General features: G+C 41.9%; 15 protein-coding genes. 3 read left to right on the plus strand and 12 right to left on the minus strand.

Annotation, left to right across the window (positions count from 1 at the left end; all coding sequences use genetic code 11):
* Positions 1-135: 135 nt before the first annotated feature.
* The 3 genes from CYK47_RS08130 to CYK47_RS08140 all read right to left on the minus strand — a co-directional run bounded on the left by CYK47_RS08130 (position 136) and on the right by CYK47_RS08140 (position 5,845).
* The gene (locus tag CYK47_RS08130) at positions 136-2,106 is read right to left on the minus strand and encodes a 2-oxo acid dehydrogenase subunit E2 (protein ID WP_122900640.1); all 1,971 of its coding nucleotides are present in this window, start codon (positions 2,104-2,106) and stop codon (positions 136-138) included.
* Between the two features lie 2 nt (positions 2,107-2,108).
* A complete protein-coding gene (aceE, locus tag CYK47_RS08135; RefSeq protein ID WP_122900642.1) occupies positions 2,109-4,811 on the minus strand; it encodes a pyruvate dehydrogenase (acetyl-transferring), homodimeric type in 2,703 nt (900 codons plus the stop codon).
* Between the two features lie 293 nt (positions 4,812-5,104).
* A complete protein-coding gene (locus CYK47_RS08140) occupies positions 5,105-5,845 on the minus strand; it encodes a M23 family metallopeptidase (RefSeq protein WP_122900644.1) in 741 nt (246 codons plus the stop codon).
* 111 nt (positions 5,846-5,956) lie between these two features.
* Here CYK47_RS08140 and CYK47_RS08145 point away from each other — a divergent pair, with 111 nt between their 5' ends.
* On the plus strand, positions 5,957-6,397 hold the full coding sequence (locus CYK47_RS08145) for a DciA family protein (protein WP_122900646.1): 441 nt from the start codon (positions 5,957-5,959) through the stop codon (positions 6,395-6,397).
* Between the two features lie 97 nt (positions 6,398-6,494).
* On the opposite strand, the gene lpxC is transcribed toward CYK47_RS08145, so the two are convergent.
* The 8 genes from lpxC to gshB all read right to left on the minus strand — a co-directional run bounded on the left by lpxC (position 6,495) and on the right by gshB (position 15,872).
* Positions 6,495-7,397, minus strand: a complete 903-nt coding sequence (gene lpxC / locus CYK47_RS08150) for a UDP-3-O-acyl-N-acetylglucosamine deacetylase (RefSeq protein ID WP_122900648.1) — start codon at positions 7,395-7,397, stop codon at positions 6,495-6,497.
* Positions 7,398-7,520: 123 nt separating this feature from the next.
* Positions 7,521-8,711, minus strand: a complete 1,191-nt coding sequence (gene ftsZ / locus CYK47_RS08155) for a cell division protein FtsZ (protein ID WP_122900651.1) — start codon at positions 8,709-8,711, stop codon at positions 7,521-7,523.
* 165 nt (positions 8,712-8,876) lie between these two features.
* Positions 8,877-10,139 (minus strand): cell division protein FtsA, encoded by a 1,263-nt coding sequence (ftsA, locus tag CYK47_RS08160; RefSeq protein WP_122900653.1) that lies wholly within the window; start codon positions 10,137-10,139, stop codon positions 8,877-8,879.
* Positions 10,140-10,202: 63 nt separating this feature from the next.
* Positions 10,203-11,057 (minus strand): cell division protein FtsQ/DivIB, encoded by an 855-nt coding sequence (locus CYK47_RS08165; RefSeq protein WP_122900655.1) that lies wholly within the window; start codon positions 11,055-11,057, stop codon positions 10,203-10,205.
* 3 nt (positions 11,058-11,060) lie between these two features.
* The gene (locus CYK47_RS08170) at positions 11,061-11,990 is read right to left on the minus strand and encodes a D-alanine--D-alanine ligase (protein ID WP_122900657.1); all 930 of its coding nucleotides are present in this window, start codon (positions 11,988-11,990) and stop codon (positions 11,061-11,063) included.
* A gap of 53 nt (positions 11,991-12,043) precedes the next feature.
* The gene (gene murC / locus CYK47_RS08175; RefSeq protein WP_122900659.1) at positions 12,044-13,492 is read right to left on the minus strand and encodes a UDP-N-acetylmuramate--L-alanine ligase; all 1,449 of its coding nucleotides are present in this window, start codon (positions 13,490-13,492) and stop codon (positions 12,044-12,046) included.
* 12 nt (positions 13,493-13,504) lie between these two features.
* Positions 13,505-14,602 carry an undecaprenyldiphospho-muramoylpentapeptide beta-N-acetylglucosaminyltransferase gene (gene murG / locus CYK47_RS08180; protein WP_122900661.1) on the minus strand — a complete coding sequence of 366 codons (1,098 nt, stop codon included), beginning with the start codon at positions 14,600-14,602 and terminating at the stop codon, positions 13,505-13,507.
* Positions 14,603-14,927: 325 nt separating this feature from the next.
* The gene (gene gshB, locus CYK47_RS08185) at positions 14,928-15,872 is read right to left on the minus strand and encodes a glutathione synthase (protein WP_122900663.1); all 945 of its coding nucleotides are present in this window, start codon (positions 15,870-15,872) and stop codon (positions 14,928-14,930) included.
* A 113-nt stretch (positions 15,873-15,985) separates the two neighbouring features.
* Between gshB and CYK47_RS08190 the strand changes: the two genes are divergently transcribed.
* A complete protein-coding gene (locus CYK47_RS08190; protein ID WP_122900665.1) occupies positions 15,986-16,177 on the plus strand; it encodes a DUF3565 domain-containing protein in 192 nt (63 codons plus the stop codon).
* Here CYK47_RS08190 and CYK47_RS08195 read toward each other — a convergent pair.
* Positions 16,170-16,937 carry a coiled-coil domain-containing protein gene (locus CYK47_RS08195; protein ID WP_122900667.1) on the minus strand — a complete coding sequence of 256 codons (768 nt, stop codon included), beginning with the start codon at positions 16,935-16,937 and terminating at the stop codon, positions 16,170-16,172. The two genes, CYK47_RS08190 and CYK47_RS08195, sit on opposite strands and share 8 nt — an antisense overlap.
* 62 nt (positions 16,938-16,999) lie before the next feature.
* Here CYK47_RS08195 and CYK47_RS08200 point away from each other — a divergent pair.
* Positions 17,000-17,384: transposase family protein (locus CYK47_RS08200; protein WP_164709168.1), on the plus strand; the 385-nt coding region annotated here is incomplete at its 3' end.

Here is a 17,384-nt window from a genome sequence, read left to right on the forward strand (position 1 = left end):
TTCATTTACAAACTGAAATAAAAAACCCTGCCGAAGCAGGGTTTCTTTTTACACCCTCTTTGTATTTCTCCCTGAACTTCAATTGAAATATTTATCAATGAAACGCAAGAGAAAAGAGAGCAGATCTAATTAAATTCAAATTAACAAAGTACGAATGTCTTTAAGCAGCTTGGTCAATTTATTGGTAAAGCGTGCTGCATCAGCACCATTAATCACACGGTGATCGTATGATAATGACAATGGAAGCATGAGGCGTGGATCAAAACCTTGACCATTCCAAACCGGTTGCATGGTTGCAGGTGAAATACCCAAGATTGCCACTTGTGGCCAGTTTACCAGTGGGGTAAATGCTGTACCACCAATTGCACCGAGGCTAGAAATGGTAAAGTTCGCACCCTGTAGGTCTTTTGGTGACAATTTCTTATCACGTGCTTTTTGACCCAACTCACCCAACTCAACTGCAATTTGTTTAATTGATTTTTGGTCTGGGTTACGCAGTACAGGTACTGTTAAACCATCTGGTGTTGCTACAGCGATACCCATATGGATTTCGTTACGTAACAATACAGATTTACCATCATCCGCCAAGTGACCTGCGAATTCACGCTCTTCTTTAAGCAAGTGCGCAACTGCCTTGATGATGAACGCCATAATGGTCAGGCTAATACCTTCTTTCTTAAAGTTGCCTTTAAGATCATTACGCCATGCTTCAAGCTCAGTAATATCCGCTAAATCAAACTGGGTGACTTGTGGGATGTAGTTGTTTAACGACAACTGTGGAATAGATACTTGTTGTAAACGCGTCAACGCTTTTTCTTCTACACCGCCAAAGGCATCAAAACTTGGTAGTTTTGGTAAGCCTGCAGCAACCGCAGCCGCCACTGGAGCAGCAGCAGGTGCTGGCGCAGTTAAGCGTGTTTTCACGTAAGCAAACAAGTCTTCTTTCATTAAACGTGCATGAGGACCTGAAGATTTAACTTCAGCCAAGACTACACCAAGTTCACGCGCCAATTTACGCACTGCAGGGCCTGCATAGACTTTCGCGTTTGCAGCATTTTGCTCTTTGGTGAGCTTGTCAGCGTCATGTGTTGTTGGCGTTGCCACTGGTGCAGCTGTAACTGCTGCTTGAGGCGCAGCTTTTGCTGTTTCTGCTTTAGCAGCAACTGGTGCAGGTGCAGCCGCCGCTGCAGCTTGACCTTCAGCTTCAATCGTAACTAAAGCAATGCCTTCAGAGACGTTTTGACCCAATTCAACATGAATCGAAGTAATCACGCCTGTTGCTGTGCTTGGTACTTCTACAGTGGCTTTATCTGATTCAACCACGATGATGCTTTGGTCTTTTTCGACTTTATCGCCTACCGCAACGAGAATTTCAGCTACAGCTGCTTTGTCTACGCCTAGATCAGGCACAGCGATTTCAACTTTGCCTGCTGCTACAGCGGCAACAGGTGCTGCCTGTTCTGCTTTTGGCGATTCAGGCACAGCTTGAGCAACTTCTGCTTGTACTGGGGCAGCTGGCGCTGCCGCAGAATCTGCAGTTTTGACCTTTAGAATCACCACGCCTTCTTTAACGTTATCACCTACTTGAATCTCAATTGATTCAACTGTACCTGAAACGCTGCTTGGTACTTCTACAGTGGCTTTGTCTGACTCAACCACAACGATGCTTTGATCTACATCAATTTCATCGCCTACAGCAACTAAGATTTCACCGACAAGGGCTTTTTCTACGCCAATGTCAGGCACTTGCACATCAACCACTTGTGATGCTGCTGGCGCTACAGGCGCAGCTTGTGCTGCAACAGGAGCTGCCGCTTGAACTTCGGCTTGAGGCGCTTCAGCTTTTGCTGCTTCTGCAGCAGGTGCAGGTGTTGCCTGACCTTCTGCTTCAAGTTCTACCAAAACTGCACCTTCAGCAACTTCGTCACCAAGGCTAACTAAAATGCTTTTTACCACGCCTTGCGACGTGCTTGGCACTTCAACAGAGGCTTTGTCAGATTCAAGCAAGACAATGCTGTCATCAACAGCAATGGTATCGCCTACTTTGACTAGGATTTCAGCGACGGTCGCTTTATCTACACCAATATCAGGAGTCGTAATTTGCATGCTTATTTCTCCTCTTTGTAGTCAGCAACAGCGTGCACTGATGGCGTTGCTTGAGGTGCCCAAGCCACTGGACGATCTGTATCTAATTCAAAGCTAGAGATTGCATCTTTGACTAAGCGTGCATCTACTTCACCTTCATCAGCCAATTTCTTCAATGTTGCAACCACAATGTGCGCTGCATCTACACCGAAGTAGCTACGTAATTTGGCGCGTGTATCTGAACGACCATAACCATCAGTACCAAGCGCTACAAATGGGCGGTTGTCTGGAAGGTAAGCACGGATTTGTTCGCTGTAGGCACGCATATGGTCTGTTGCTGAAACCACGATACCTTTAGTGCCACGAAGTTGTTTTGATACCCAAGCTTCTTTCACTTCTTCTGCAAGTGGGTGTAGACGGTTGTATTCTTCACACGCCATACCATCACGCGCAAGTTCGTTGAAGCTAGTTACGCTAAATACGTTTGAATGAATTTGGTATTCGTCACGTAGAATTTGCGCCGCTTTAATCACTTCACGCAGAATGACACCTGAACCCATCAGCTGAACAGTGGCTTTTTCATCTTCTTCAAGTAAGTACATACCACGTTTAATGCCTTCTTCAACGCCTTGTGGCATTGCAGGATGCTCGTAGTTTTCGTTCATTACCGTTAAGTAGTAGAACACGCGCTCTTGGTTCACATACATACGTTTTAAACCGTCATGTACGATAACAGCCAATTCGTAACCGAAACATGGATCATAAGAGACACAGTTTGGAATTGTGTTGGCTAAGATGTGTGAGTGACCATCTTGGTGCTGTAAGCCTTCACCGTTAAGCGTTGTACGACCTGCAGTTGCACCTAATAAGAAGCCTTGTGCTTGTGCATCGCCTGCTGCCCATGCAATGTCACCAATACGTTGGAAACCAAACATCGAGTAGTACATATACATTGGAATCATTGGCAAGTTGTTGGTTGAATAACTTGTTGCCAACGCAGCCCATGCGCTCATCGCACCTGCTTCGTTAATCCCTTCTTGTAGCATGTGACCGTCTTTTGCTTCACGGTAATGCATCAATTGTTCTTGGTCTTCTGGGGTGTACTTTTGACCGTGTGCGGCATAAATACCCAACTGACGGAACATACCTTCTAAACCAAATGTACGTGCTTCATCTGGAACAATTGGAACAACACGGTCTTTAATGGCTTTTTCTTTTAATAAAGCAGAAATTAAGCGCACCATCACCATGGTGGTTGATTGTTGCTTACCGTTAGAGCCTGCAAGTACTGCATCAAATACAGATAATTCTGGAATCGCAAGTAATTCGCTTTCTTTACGACGTGCCGGTAGGTAACCACCTAACGCTTCACGACGTGCCTTCATGTATTTAATTTCAGGCGAGTTTTCACTTGGACGGTAGAACGGAACTTCTTCTAATTGCTCATCAGTGAATGGCAAGTTGAAACGGTTACGGACATATTTCAGCGATTCAAGCTGCATTTTCTTGATTTGGTGCGTCTTGTTTACCGCTTCGATTTCTTCAGACAAACCATAACCTTTCACAGTTTTTGCTAAGATGACTGTAGGTTGACCTGTCGATTTCATCGCTTCTGCATAAGCTGCATAAACCTTGTACGGGTCATGACCACCGCGGTTTAAGTTGTCGATGTCTTCATCGCTTAAGTTTTTAACCAGTTCTTCCGCTTCTGGGTATTTACCAAAGAAGTGCGCACGTGTGTAAGCACCACCTTTTACTTGGTAACGTTGGTAGTCGCCATCTACGGCTTCTTCCATAATCGCTTTTAAAGCGCCAGATTTATCTTTATCGAGTAGTGGATCCCAATGACGACCCCATACCACTTTAATGACACGCCAGCCCGCACCGCGGAATAGAGATTCTAATTCTTGAATAATTTTGCCGTTACCACGTACCGGACCATCTAGACGCTGTAAGTTACAGTTAACAACCCATACAAGGTTGTCGAGCTTTTCACGACCAGCAAGCGCAATTGCACCTGTACTTTCTGGCTCGTCCATCTCTCCATCACCCAGATAAGCCCAAACTTTACGGTCTTCTTCTTTGATTAAGCCACGGTTCATTAAGTATTTTTGAATGTGTGCTTGGTAAATCGACATGATTGGACCAAGACCCATCGATACTGTTGGGAACTGCCAGTAGTCTGGCATTAAATACGGGTGAGGGTATGACGGTAAACCAACGCCATCGACTTCACGACGGAAGTTATTTAAATGATCTTCAGTTAAACGACCTTCTAAGAACGAACGTGCATAAATACCTGGGGCACAGTGACCTTGGTAATAAATCATGTCGCCGCCAAAATTATCGCTATTGGCACGGAAGAAGTGGTTAAAACCAACATCATATAAAGTTGCAGAAGACGCGAAACTCGCTAAGTGACCACCTAAGTCATCACCCGTTTTGTTCGCACGTAATACCATTGCCAATGCGTTCCAACGGATTAAAGCACGAATACGGCGTTCCATATCTGGATCACCCGGCAGCGCTGGTTGTTCGGCTACAGAAATTGTATTTAAGTAAGGTGTATTTAGGCGCTGAATGGGAACATGCTTTGCAATCGCGCGTTGATACAATTTTTCTAATAAAAAGGCCGCACGTTCTGTGCCCATGTGTTCAACTACAGAATCAAACGCCTCTTGCCATTCTTGGGTTTCTTGCGCGTCAGTATCACCATAAAACGCCATAATCTACCATTCCATATACTTATATTAGGATGTATATGTATCATACTTTAGATGTATTAAGTTATCGCCACAGCTGAATATAGTTAGACAGGTGTATTTCATAGCTAAATAGTAGTTCGTTTAGATCGCAATAAAACAACAAAAAACCGCCTTTTTAGGCGGTTTATCGTACAATAACTATACTTTTTACATGATAGCCTTGGTTAAAATAAAGGCATTCATTTATTTAGTTGTTTGCGGCGCGAATTGCTTTGCTGACAATTCATACATTAAATGTATAAATATGGGGCAAATTAACGCAACATTGCTAAATAAGGTGATGGATTTTTACGTTGACCATTTTTTACTACTTCATAGTGTAAATGTGGGCCAGTACAACGACCTGTACAACCTACATTGGCAATATGCTGACCTGCTTTCACACGCTCACCCACACGGGCAATTAGACGTGATGCATGCGCATAACGCGTGACATAACCATTGCCATGATTAATTTCAACATATTGACCATAACCTGTGCCCCAACCTGACTTGGTCACGACACCTGGACCTGTAGCATAAATTGGTGTCCCTGTTGGTGCAGCAAGATCTAAACCAGAATGGTTTTCTGCACGGCCACCCATGGTACGACCGCCGTAATTTGAGCTCACACGGCCATTAGGTAAAGGATGAGCCAATAACCAAGAATATGGGCTGCTCGATACTGAAGAAGACGCAGAGTAGTCTTTTGCAGTTGTGCTTGGATACTTCTTCTCGAGTAATTCGTTATTTAATACGGTGGTTTTTTCTGCACCACGAATTGTAACGTTAATTTCAGTTGGTTTAAGCGCTGCAACTTCTGTCGCTGTTTTAAACTCTGAATAAGAACCTTGCGCTAAAGTTTTGGTCAGCTGCTCTAAACGATCAGGACTAGAATCGGCTTTCAAATCTAAAACTTGTGCCTGATTGGCTTTTAGATCCACTAACTCAGCTAAAGCTACGGTTGAAGCTGAAGCTGCTAAAGTACACGCTACAAAAATACGTCGCAAATGCATAAAAAAACCTCTTTAAACTGTTTTTAGCAAAGTTCCCTTGTCTGGATCTCGTCCTTGATCTTAACCAAAAGAAGCGCATAAGATTAGAACATAAACATGAAGGAATAATGTATGTCTGAACCTGTAAACGTTTTTGGGCAAACAAGTAAACATCTAAAAACAGGAAACTTAACGTTTCTCTCAACGCAAGTTGCTGCATGGCAGAAACTTAGCAAACTTATCCAACCGCTCCTGCCCCAACCAGAGCAATGGCAAGTTGTGTGTTATCAAAATGGTATTTTGACGATTACCGGTGAAAATCAAGCCATGATTAGTCAACTCGGCTATCTTCAAAAGCAATACATACAACAATTGTCACAAATTACTGGGCTAGAAAATTTACAAAAAATCCAAGTGCGTCTGAGAAATAAAACTCAAACACCTGTAAAAAATGAAAATTGTTCTAGGCAATTACAAGCTGAAACACAAGATTTGTTACGTGATGCTGCTTGCTTTGTGAACGACCCTAAGCTTAGCCAAGCGATGCTACGTTTGGCAAGCAAAAAAAAGTAATTCTCATTTCTATATCGAGCAAATGATGAAATAGATTTGTGACTTAAATCACAGATGTATTTGTTACATTATAACATTTACACGAAAAGACAATAACTTATGCAATTGTTACATAACTGATCGGACATTTTTCAACGTCATCAAATGTTACAATTTCATAGCTACTTGGATCACTTTGCACATTGCGTAGCAATTGATTATTGAGGGCATGACCTGATTTGTAACCATCGAATTTTGCAATAATTTGGTGACCCATCAGGTATAGGTCACCCACTGCATCTAAGATTTTATGTCTTACAAATTCGTCAGAAAAACGTAAACCTTCTTCATTCACTACGCCTGTATCATCCACCCCAATGGCGTTTTCTAAACTGGCACCCAAAGCTAAATTATTGGCTTTGAGATAGTCTAGATCCTTCATAAAACCAAAAGTGCGCGCTTCGCTGACTTCATAGACAAATGTTTCAGTTGAGAAGTCAATCGTGGCGGATTGATATTCTTTTTGGAAAGCAGGATGATCAAAATCAATGGTAAAGTTCAGCTGAAAACCATCGTGCGGGCTAAAAATGGCTTTTTTATCCTGAATCAAGGCTTCAACAGGCTTTAAAATTTTAATAAATTTCTTGGGTGCATCAAGCTCTTGTAAACCTCCTTGCATCAAAAGGTAGATAAATGGACCAGCACTACCATCCATAATCGGCAATTCTGAGGCAGAGACTTCTACAATTAAGTTATCAATCCCAAGACCTGCGATCGCACTCATCACATGCTCAATGGTACCGACTTTGGCATTGTTTTGTACCAAATTCGAGCACATAAAGGCCTCTTGAATCAGCATCGCATCGGCTGGTATATCCACCACTGGATCAAGGTCAATACGACGAAACACAATTCCCCCATCCGCATGGTGAGGTACAAAGTTCATAAATACTTTTTGACCACTGTGCAGACCAATTCCGCTCGCTTTCACGACACGTTTTAGGGTTCTTTGTTTCAACATATCAGTTCAATCATTTCGCTTAAACCGCTATACGTTAGCATATTTCGCCATTGTACAGAAACAAAAAGGTAGCCCTTGGGCTACCTTTTACGTTGTAACAATGTAAACATATTTTGTTACATATTACTTACGTTGTTGATTTTTAAGGTAATCTTGGATACTCATCGGCGTTGGGCGACCGCTAGCTGCAGGTGCAACTGGCGCTGCTGTTGCATCGGTATTTTGGCGTTGAATTGCAGGTACGTCATCATCATCCACTGCTGTTTGCTGTACTGCAGAAGCATTTGGCACTTGTGTCTTAGCAGCTGGACGCTTGACTACATCTGCAGAGTCAGCAGAATTACGGGTTAAACCTGTCGCAATCACAGTTACGCTAATTTCATCACGCGCATCTGGATCAAATACCGTACCGTAGAACACTTGACCTTCATCAAGATCGACGATTTGGTTGACTACATCAGTAATTTCTTCGATTTCGCCAAAGGTTACATCATCACCACCAGTCACGTTAATTAAGATGCCTTTGGCATTCATAATCGTTACGTTGTCGAGTAGTGGACTACGAATCGCTTGTTCAGCAGCTTGACGTGCACGGTTTTCACCACGACCAAGACCTGCACCCATCATGGCATAACCGCGTGTGCTCATGGCAGTTTTTAAATCGGCGAAGTCAAGGTTGATATGACCTGGACGTACCACAAGATCAAAGATACTGCGTACTGCATTTAACAACACATCATCCGCTTTTTTGTAAGCATCTTTCATTGAGATGTCACGGAAAACTTTGAGTAAGCGTTGGTTTGGAATGATAATTAAAGAGTCAACGTGTTGCTCTAAAGCTTCGATGCCTTTTTCTGCAGAAAGTAGACGGCGTTTACCTTCAAAGTTAAATGGTGTCGTGACAACACCTACTGTTAAAATGCCCATTTCTTTGGCAATTTCAGCAACCACAGGCGCAGCACCTGTTCCTGTACCACCGCCCATACCTGCAGTCACGAATACCATATCCGTGCCTTCTAAGTGTTGGCGAATGATTTCACGACTTTCTTCAGCAGCAGCTTGACCCACTTGTGGATTAGCACCAGCACCTAGGCCGCGTGTACTTTGCTCACCCAGTTGGATTTTAAATTGAGCATTCATGCGATCTAAAGCTTGACGGTCTGTATTGGCACAGACAAATTTTACGCCTTGAATGTCAGATTCCAACATGTGTTGCACAGCATTACCGCCAGCACCACCTACACCAAACACAGTAAAACGGGCTTGACCGTTGCTATCGGTTTGATCATCTTCAAAAAATTCAAATGAGGCCATGACCTTTAGATTTCCTAATTCATAACTGGCAGCCACTTAAGCCCGTACACTGCCTTATATTTAATAAACAAAAATTGCTTTAAAGCATGCTGTTCAAGTTCGAGCTTGTCAAGTCTAAGCTTGATTTAGGCCCTTATTGTTAACGCTTTTACCGCAGATTCACCATTAAAAGAATGATTTCAACTTATCGTTTAAACCAGACCAAGCGCGGCCAGCACGCTTCCAAATAGAAACTTGGTTTGTTTCTTCTTCCTCAGCAATTGCCTCTGGCAATTCACTTTGGCTAAATATCAACAGACCTGCTGCTGTTGCGTATTGTGAACGATGCAGTGCCGCTTGATGTTCTTCATCGCTATATACTGCAGTTGGCGGATTGGCCAAATGCGCAGATACCCCCAACATACGACGAACAAAGGTCACCATACCTTCAATTTGACAAGCATCACCTGCCAAAACCACACCATGATACAAGCCTTGTAGAGCACCTGTCTCTTCAAGTTGTTCACGAATTTGCCCAAAAATTTCTTCGTAACGCGCAATAATAATATCAGTCAATTCAATGCGGCTAATGGTTTGTGGCCCATCAATGCCTTGAATTTGAATCATATGATCTGGTTTAACCACTTTTTGATCGACACAACCATAACGCAATTTAATCCGTTCTGCTTCTTCGGTTGTGGTTTGCAAAACTGCGGCAATATCACGCGTGACATGCTCACCACCACGTTGCAAAGTATGGGTGAGCGCCAAACGACCTTCAATATACATCGCAATATTGGTCGTACCCGCACCAATATCAATTAAGCATACGCCGTATTCTTTTTCATCTTTTAGCAGGCAAGCTTCTGATGTGGCGAGGGTAGAAATCACCATTTTTTCTACGCCAATATTGGCACCTTTCATGGCACGATCTAAGTTTTGCATGGTGCTAATTGGCAACTGCATCAACTGATAATGTCCAGTCATGTTGGTTGCTGACATACGAATTGGATTTTGTACCCATTCGCCTGCTTCATCCAAATCAAAACCTAAAGGTACCGCACTCACCAAATAATGGTCAGGCGTCACTTGACTGGCTTTAGCCAATTCGAGCGCGCGCACCACTTCACTGGTGGTAATGGTTTTATCAGCGCTGGTAATTGCTGTAGAACCAAAGGCATAACAACTTTTTAATTCTGCACTCGGAATAGATACCCAAGCCGAATGCACACGGCATTCCGCCATATCTTCGGCTTCTTGCACAGCATTTTTGATTGCAGTGATAACTTTATCGAGACTAACAATTTTCCCTTTATTCATGCCTCGGTTACGAGCTGTTGCCATACCAATAACTTGGATTTTATCTGGCGCATGTACCTTACCAATCAAAACCGAAACTTTGTGCGTCCCAATGTCAATCGCAACAACCGAGGGAACAGCTTCACTCATTATTCACTACTACCATTATGTTGGTTTAATTTCTGGCCTTAAGCCTCTATTTATAAAGCCAAATTATGGCTTTGCCTGTGTTTGTGTTGCAATGCTTGTGTCATTTTTAGTTACAACAAAGTGACCACTCGCAATCGCAGGTGCAGCTGAATGTAACCATTGAATTGCTAGACCATTGCGGTAGCGTAAATCAATGGAAGACATTTTTGACCACACTGGTTTAAAGTCAGTTTGTGCTAAGTGACTTAAGCGTTGCAGCTTACTCATGGTTTGATCTTGATCTACAATAACACGCAGACCAGAATCAAACTGCATAAACCAAGTCATTCGGTCAGTTAAATATAATTCTTTGAGACGCAAATTTACTGGTAAAAACAGTTGGTTAATTTCGTTATAGCGACGCATCATCATTTCTGATTGATGCACAGGCCCATGTAATAGCGGTAGATGCTGATAATTTTTGGCATCGACTTCGCTAAATACTACGCCATTATCACTGAGTAAACGTCCTGTACCCCAACGGGCAATAGCATGGCGCGGCATGACTCGTACCCGAATGGCATTTGGCCATGCTCGTGATACCACGACACGATCTACCCAAGAAAGCTCAAGTGTACGATCGCGTATAACTTCCAAATCTGAAGTAAAGTAATTTTCTTTGATTACAGGTGTAACATGCTGCACAACTTTGGCGCTTTCGGTATTAGAACGTGTCCCGACAACGTCAAGCTCTGCTACATGGGCATCTGTCATCACTTTATATAGCGCATAAATTCCTACTGCCAATACAGCGAAGGCAATAACCAAGAGGAGCCAACCACCTGCATTGGCAAGTTTTTCTTGCTTAGTAGGTGGTTTTTCATGAATCGAGGTAATCGCTTTGCGTTTACGCCGCATTGTAGCAGGAAGTTGTACCATGACTTAGTGAGCCGCATCCATTAAGGTTTGCTCTAAAATCGCAACACAGAGTTCATCAAAGCTATAGCCCACCGCTGCGGCAGCTTTAGGCACTAATGAATGACTGGTCATGCCAGGTACGGTGTTGACTTCTAATAACCAGAAATTGCCTTGCTCGTCTTGCATGGCATCAATACGGCCCCAACCACTTGCACCTACCGCTTGGAAAGCACGTAGGCACAACGCTTGTAAGCGTTGTTCTTCATCTGCGCTTAAGCCACATGGAATACCATATTGCACATCATTACGATTGTATTTGGCTTCAAAATCGTAGAAAGCAACATCTGCAGGTGGTTGTAAACGAATCACCGGTAATGCCTGACCATTTAAAATCACAATGGTAAATTCACGACCCGTAATCCATTTTTCTGCCATGACTACAGCATCATGCTGAGTCGCTTTAGCAATTGCTTCGGCAAAGTCTTCAATTCTTTCAACTTTACTCATGCCAATGCTTGAGCCTTCATGCACAGGCTTAATAATAAATGGTAGACCAATTGAGCCCACAATTTCTTCTAAATTAGAATCTTTACTGACAATACGATAAGGTGCTGTTGGCAATTCAGAGCCTTGCCAAACTTGCTTGGTTTTAACCTTATCCATACCAATCGCTGAACCCTGTACACCTGTACCAGTGTAAGGGATATTTAGCCACTCTAAAGTGCCTTGAATTTGACCGTCTTCACCACCACGCCCATGCAATACAATAAAAGCACGATCATAGCCAACTAGCTCAGTGACACTACGTTCTTGCGGATCAAAAGCTTCCGCATTTACCCCTGAACGTACTAATGCTTCAAGTACTGCCGTCCCGCTATCGAGAGACACTTGACGCTCTGCTGACTTACCACCTAGTAATACGGCAACTTTGCCGAATTTTGAAACATCTGACACGCTAATATCCTTAAAAGTTGTTATGATTTTCAATCAAATTCACAAACACATGCTTATTTTAAATATAAATGATTGTGTGCTAATTCAACTGAGATGCTACCCACATTACCCGCGCCTTGCGTTAATAACAAGTCATTCGCTTGTAACACTTTTTGCATCGCGTTTTGTAGATTACCTTCTACTGGATCGACCAAAATTGGCTCGACATCGCCACGTAAACGGATACTACGCGCTAAGGCACGACTGTCAGCGCCCACAATTGGTTTTTCACCAGCAGGATACACTTCTAACAATAGCAATTGATCGACTTGTGACAATACATCTACGAAGTCATCAAAGCAGTCACGGGTACGGCTAAAACGATGCGGTTGGAACATCATCACTAAACGACGATCAGGATGACTTTGACGCGCAGCTTTAATAGTTGCTTCCACTTCTTTTGGATGGTGACCATAGTCATCGACTAATTTCACATCACCACCTTGCACTTCAAACTGACCTTGAATTTGGAAACGACGACCTACACCACTAAAGCTTTCTAGAGCACGGCAAATTGCACCATCAGAAACACCTTCGTCTGTGGCAATCCCAATGGCAGCCAGAGCATTTAAAATATTGTGCGCGCCTGGCATATTAATCGTCACACGTAATGGCTCACGGTCTTTACGTAATACAGTAAAGTGCGATTGCATGCCATCTTGCTCTACATCTACCGCACGAATGTCGTTATCTTCATTAAAACCATAGGTTAACAATGGACGACCAATACGCGGCATAATTTCACGAATATTGGCATCATCGCCACATACTACAGCTAAACCATAGAATGGAAGTTTTTGTAGGAACTGAACAAAAGTGTCTTTAAGTACATCAAAGCTACCACCATAGGTATCCATATGGTCAGCATCAATGTTCGTCACAATGGTTGCCATTGGCTGTAAATGTAAGAATGACGCATCTGATTCGTCTGCTTCAGCCACAATATAACGACTCGCACCCAATGCGGCATTTACGCCAGTACGATTCAATAAACCACCAATCACATAAGTTGGATCGAGGTTTTCTTCCGCCAACATACACGTTACTAAACTTGTAGTTGTGGTTTTACCATGTGTACCTGCTACAGCAATACCATGACGGTAACGCATGAGTTCACCAAGCATTTCGGCACGGCGCACCACAGGAATACGATTTTCTAGAGCTGCTTTTACTTCTGGGTTTTCAGGGTCAATCGCAGTTGAAACCACCAACACATCAGCATTGACAATGTTTTCAGCCGCATGACCTAAATACACCTGAATGCCATTTTCTTCGAGCTGGGCTGTGGTTTTCGAGGCTTTAATATCCGAGCCTGAAACGTTGTAACCTTGGTTTTTAAGTACTTCGGCAATACCACACATCCCTGCCCCACCAATACCCACAAAGTGAATGTGTTTGATACGGCGCATTTCTGGCACTTTAATTAACTTTTTCGCTTGTTCAGCAGGTGTAGATGGAGACATAAGTTACTCGGATTACAATTCTTGAATTAAACGAACCACATGTTGGGTTGCATCAGGTTGAGCATGTTGACGGGCTTTTACTGCCATCTGTGACAGTGTTTGGCGATTCATCAATGGTGCTAAGAGTTCTGTTAAACTTTCAGGTGTCATAGTGCCTTGTGGGCAAATTTTGGCAGCGCCTGCATTGGCTAAAAATTTAGCGTTTGCGGTTTGGTGATCATCCACCGCACTTGGTAAGGGTACAAAAATTGCAGCAACACCCGCAGTTGCAATTTCAGTAACAGTGAGCGCACCCGCACGGCAAATAATTAAATCTGCATCTGCATAGGCTTTTGCCATATCTTCAATAAAAGGCTTTACTTCCACTTTGAGCTGACTTGGTGCATTTTGATAACGTGTAGCAGTACTGTCTTTATTTTTTTGACCACACTGATGATAAACATCTAAAGGCATACCCAATTGCATTAAGGCAGCAGGAACTCGCTCATTGAGTGCTTGTGCACCTAGTGAACCACCTACAATTAATATCCTTAATGGTAAACCTGCTTTTTCGCGTTGTTCATAACGCCAAGCAGGACTTAGAATTTCGGTAATTTCTTTACGTACAGGGTTACCTGTCGCAACGACCTTAGTACTTTTTGGAAAAGTATTTGGAAAGGCCTCACAAACCGTTTTTGCGACACGCGATAATTGGGTATTGGTAAAGCCTGCCACCGCATTTTGCTCATGAATAATCACAGGAATACCCAAAGCGCGTGCTGCTAAACCACCCGGCCCTGCCACATATCCGCCAAAACCTGCCACTGCATCCACTTTCAGCTGCTTCATGTATTTCATAGCACTTAATGTGGCTTTTAAAATTTTAAACGGTGCAAGTAATTTACGTACTATGCCATTACCGCGTACACCTTGAATATCAATTTGATAAATCGGAATATTTTGATTTTGTAATAGGCGGTTTTCCATACCTGATGGCGTTGCCAACCACGATACTTCAACCCCTTGTTGTTGTAATTCTTTGGCAACGGCTAAGGCGGGGAAGACATGTCCACCCGTACCTGCGGCCATCATCATGACATGTTTAGGTTGTTGTTTCTGCGCTTGGCTCACGGTCTATTTCTTCAATTCAGATATGGCTAATGAAAGATCTTTATAAGCGGACAATTGTAATCACAAAAATGCGGGCTTGAAAGTTTATTTACTTTTTTTCACTCGGCATTTTATTGGTTTTTTTCCTTAGATCGACAAATTTAAACTAGTTTTATTATCAACAGCAAATAAGCTTATAAATTATATACACATTCTATAAACTTGCTTTTCTTAAACTGAGCTTTATATTTTATCTTGTTTTTTAATTTTGTGAAATAAGTCACACTACAGTACAACAAAAAAGAGCCGAATCATGGCTCTTTTTTTGAAATATACAATCGATTTTTTAAGCTTTCAAACCTTGCTCTAATACCTCAAACAAATCATCTGCAATTGAAGTAGCAAATTGGTTGTCAATTTCACGAATACAGGTTGGACTGGTGACATTAATTTCTGTCACGTAGTCACCAATGACATCCAGACCTACAAAAACTAAACCTTTTTCACGTAAAAAAGGCCCCACTTTAGCCGCAATCGCTTTGTCATTTTCAGTCAAAGGACGTGCTTCACCACGACCACCTGCTGCCAAGTTACCACGCGTTTCACCATTTTGTGGGATACGCGCCAAGCAATACGGTACAGCTTCACCATTGACCATTAAAATGCGTTTATCACCATCAATAATTTCAGGAATATAACGCTGTGCCATAATCGGCTGCTGTCCCATCTGTGTCAGCATTTCAAGTGTCGAACCAATATTTGCGCCATTTGCGGTTAAACGGAAAATCCCCATACCGCCCATACCATCTAGTGGTTTGACAATCACATCTTGGTGTTTGGCAATAAACTCACGGATTAATGAATCTTGTGAAGTGACTAAAGTCGGCACTTGTAGTTCTGGGAACTGGGTAGCAAAAAGCTTTTCATTACAGTCACGTAAGCTTTGCGGCTTGTTAATAATCCATGCGCCTTCACGTTCTGCTTGTTCTAAAATGTAAGTGGTATACACAAAGTTCATATCAAAAGGTGGGTCTTTACGCATCAGCACCACATCGTAATCTGCAATTGATTCTTTTTGTTTTTCGCCTAGCTCGTAGTAGTGGTTAACGTCTTCAAAGACTTTTAATGGCGCAATTAAGCCAAATGCTTTGCCTTGATCAATATATAAATCTTGCTGCAAAGCATAACCTAATTCATGACCACGACGCGCTGCTGCCCAAAGCATTGCCATAGTTGAATCTTTTTTCAGGTTTACATTTTCGATGGGATCCATCACCACAAGTACGCGCATATTTTTGTGCTCAATTACGATTTAAATTGGCAAAAGTATAGCGGAGATTGCAGCATGTGCATGGCTATTTTATGGTGTGGTTATGCTTTTTGCTGTAAAGGATTTTTAAACTGATGTTACAGGCAATCGTAGATTTTTATTTAGATGATGAGAAACATTGGGTCGCCAAACTTGCCTGTGGGCATAGTCAGCATGTTCGGCATAATCCACCATGGCAAAACCGTCCTTGGGTGATGACGGAACAAGGACGCAAGGAAAAGTTAGGGGTGATGTTGGAGTGTAGGTTGTGTGATGAATTTAGCTAGCTAATCCTAAAATCAATCTAATTTCATCTCGAAAATCATCTCTAAGCTTCCGTAAATTTAATTCATTATTTATTGCTTGTTCACTTAATTGATTGGCTTTTTCTAAATTTCCACTTATAGCAACTTCTTCCGCTTTTTGACGCAAATTCAAGTAATGTTCTTGAAAGCCAAAACCCAAAATATCTAGAATCTTTTCATCTAACACTTTAGGAATGAAAATAGCATTTTTATAATACTCATTCTTAAAATTATCTAGAACTATTAATGGTTTCAGGAAGATTTCATAATTATTCTTATCTCTTTTACGATCACTCAAAGCATCTTCAAAATCAAGAATAAGGGTATATAACCTCTTTAAAGCCTCTATCTGATCTTTTAAAATTCCTGAATATGCAGCTTGTAATCTATTATTTTGTAACGCAAGTTCACTTTTAACCCTTTCCAAATCTCTGTTTAAATGCGAGAGCTTTTCATTATTTTCAGCACTTAGATTAGCTTTCAAACTTTCAATTTCTTTATCTAAATTGTGTTTTAAATCATTTTTTAATATTTCCAATTCCTTGTCTAACTCCAATTGCTTTTGATTGTTCAAGGTAGCTAAGTCTGATTTAAATTTCTCTAGACCTTGATTTATCGTTTTTTGTAAAATTATTTCATCTCTCCGAATCCATTTATCTAGTAATTTCAAAAGAAGTATATTCAATACCGTAGTACTACCAATAACCGTCCAATTATTAACAATAAAATCCCAAATTCCCACTCTAAACTCTCTTTTTATAATACACCTCTTGCGAAAGTAAAAATCACCTCCATATAAATTCCATGAGATATCAGAAATTAAACCGTTTTTCAGATTCTGAATTCAAACGCTTGGTTGGCGTACCTCGACAAGTTTTTACTGAGATGGTAGAGGTTCTAGAAAAAGCAGAATCACTCAAGAAGAAATCAGGTCGACCTCATACTTTAGATATAGAGGATCAGTTGTTATTAACTCTCAATTACTTACGCAACTATAGCACTCAACTGGAGTTAGCGGCAAATTACCATATCGCTGAAAGTAATGTGAATCGAACCATTAAAAAGGTTGAAGATGCATTGATGAAATCAAGACGTTTTACCCTGCCAAAACGAAGCATAACCACAGCAGAAGAACACTTTAACTGGGTCATTATTGATGCGACAGAATGTTCAATCGAACGCCCGAAAA

This window comes from Acinetobacter sp. B51(2017) (assembly GCF_003711395.1).
GTDB lineage: Bacteria > Pseudomonadota > Gammaproteobacteria > Pseudomonadales > Moraxellaceae > Acinetobacter.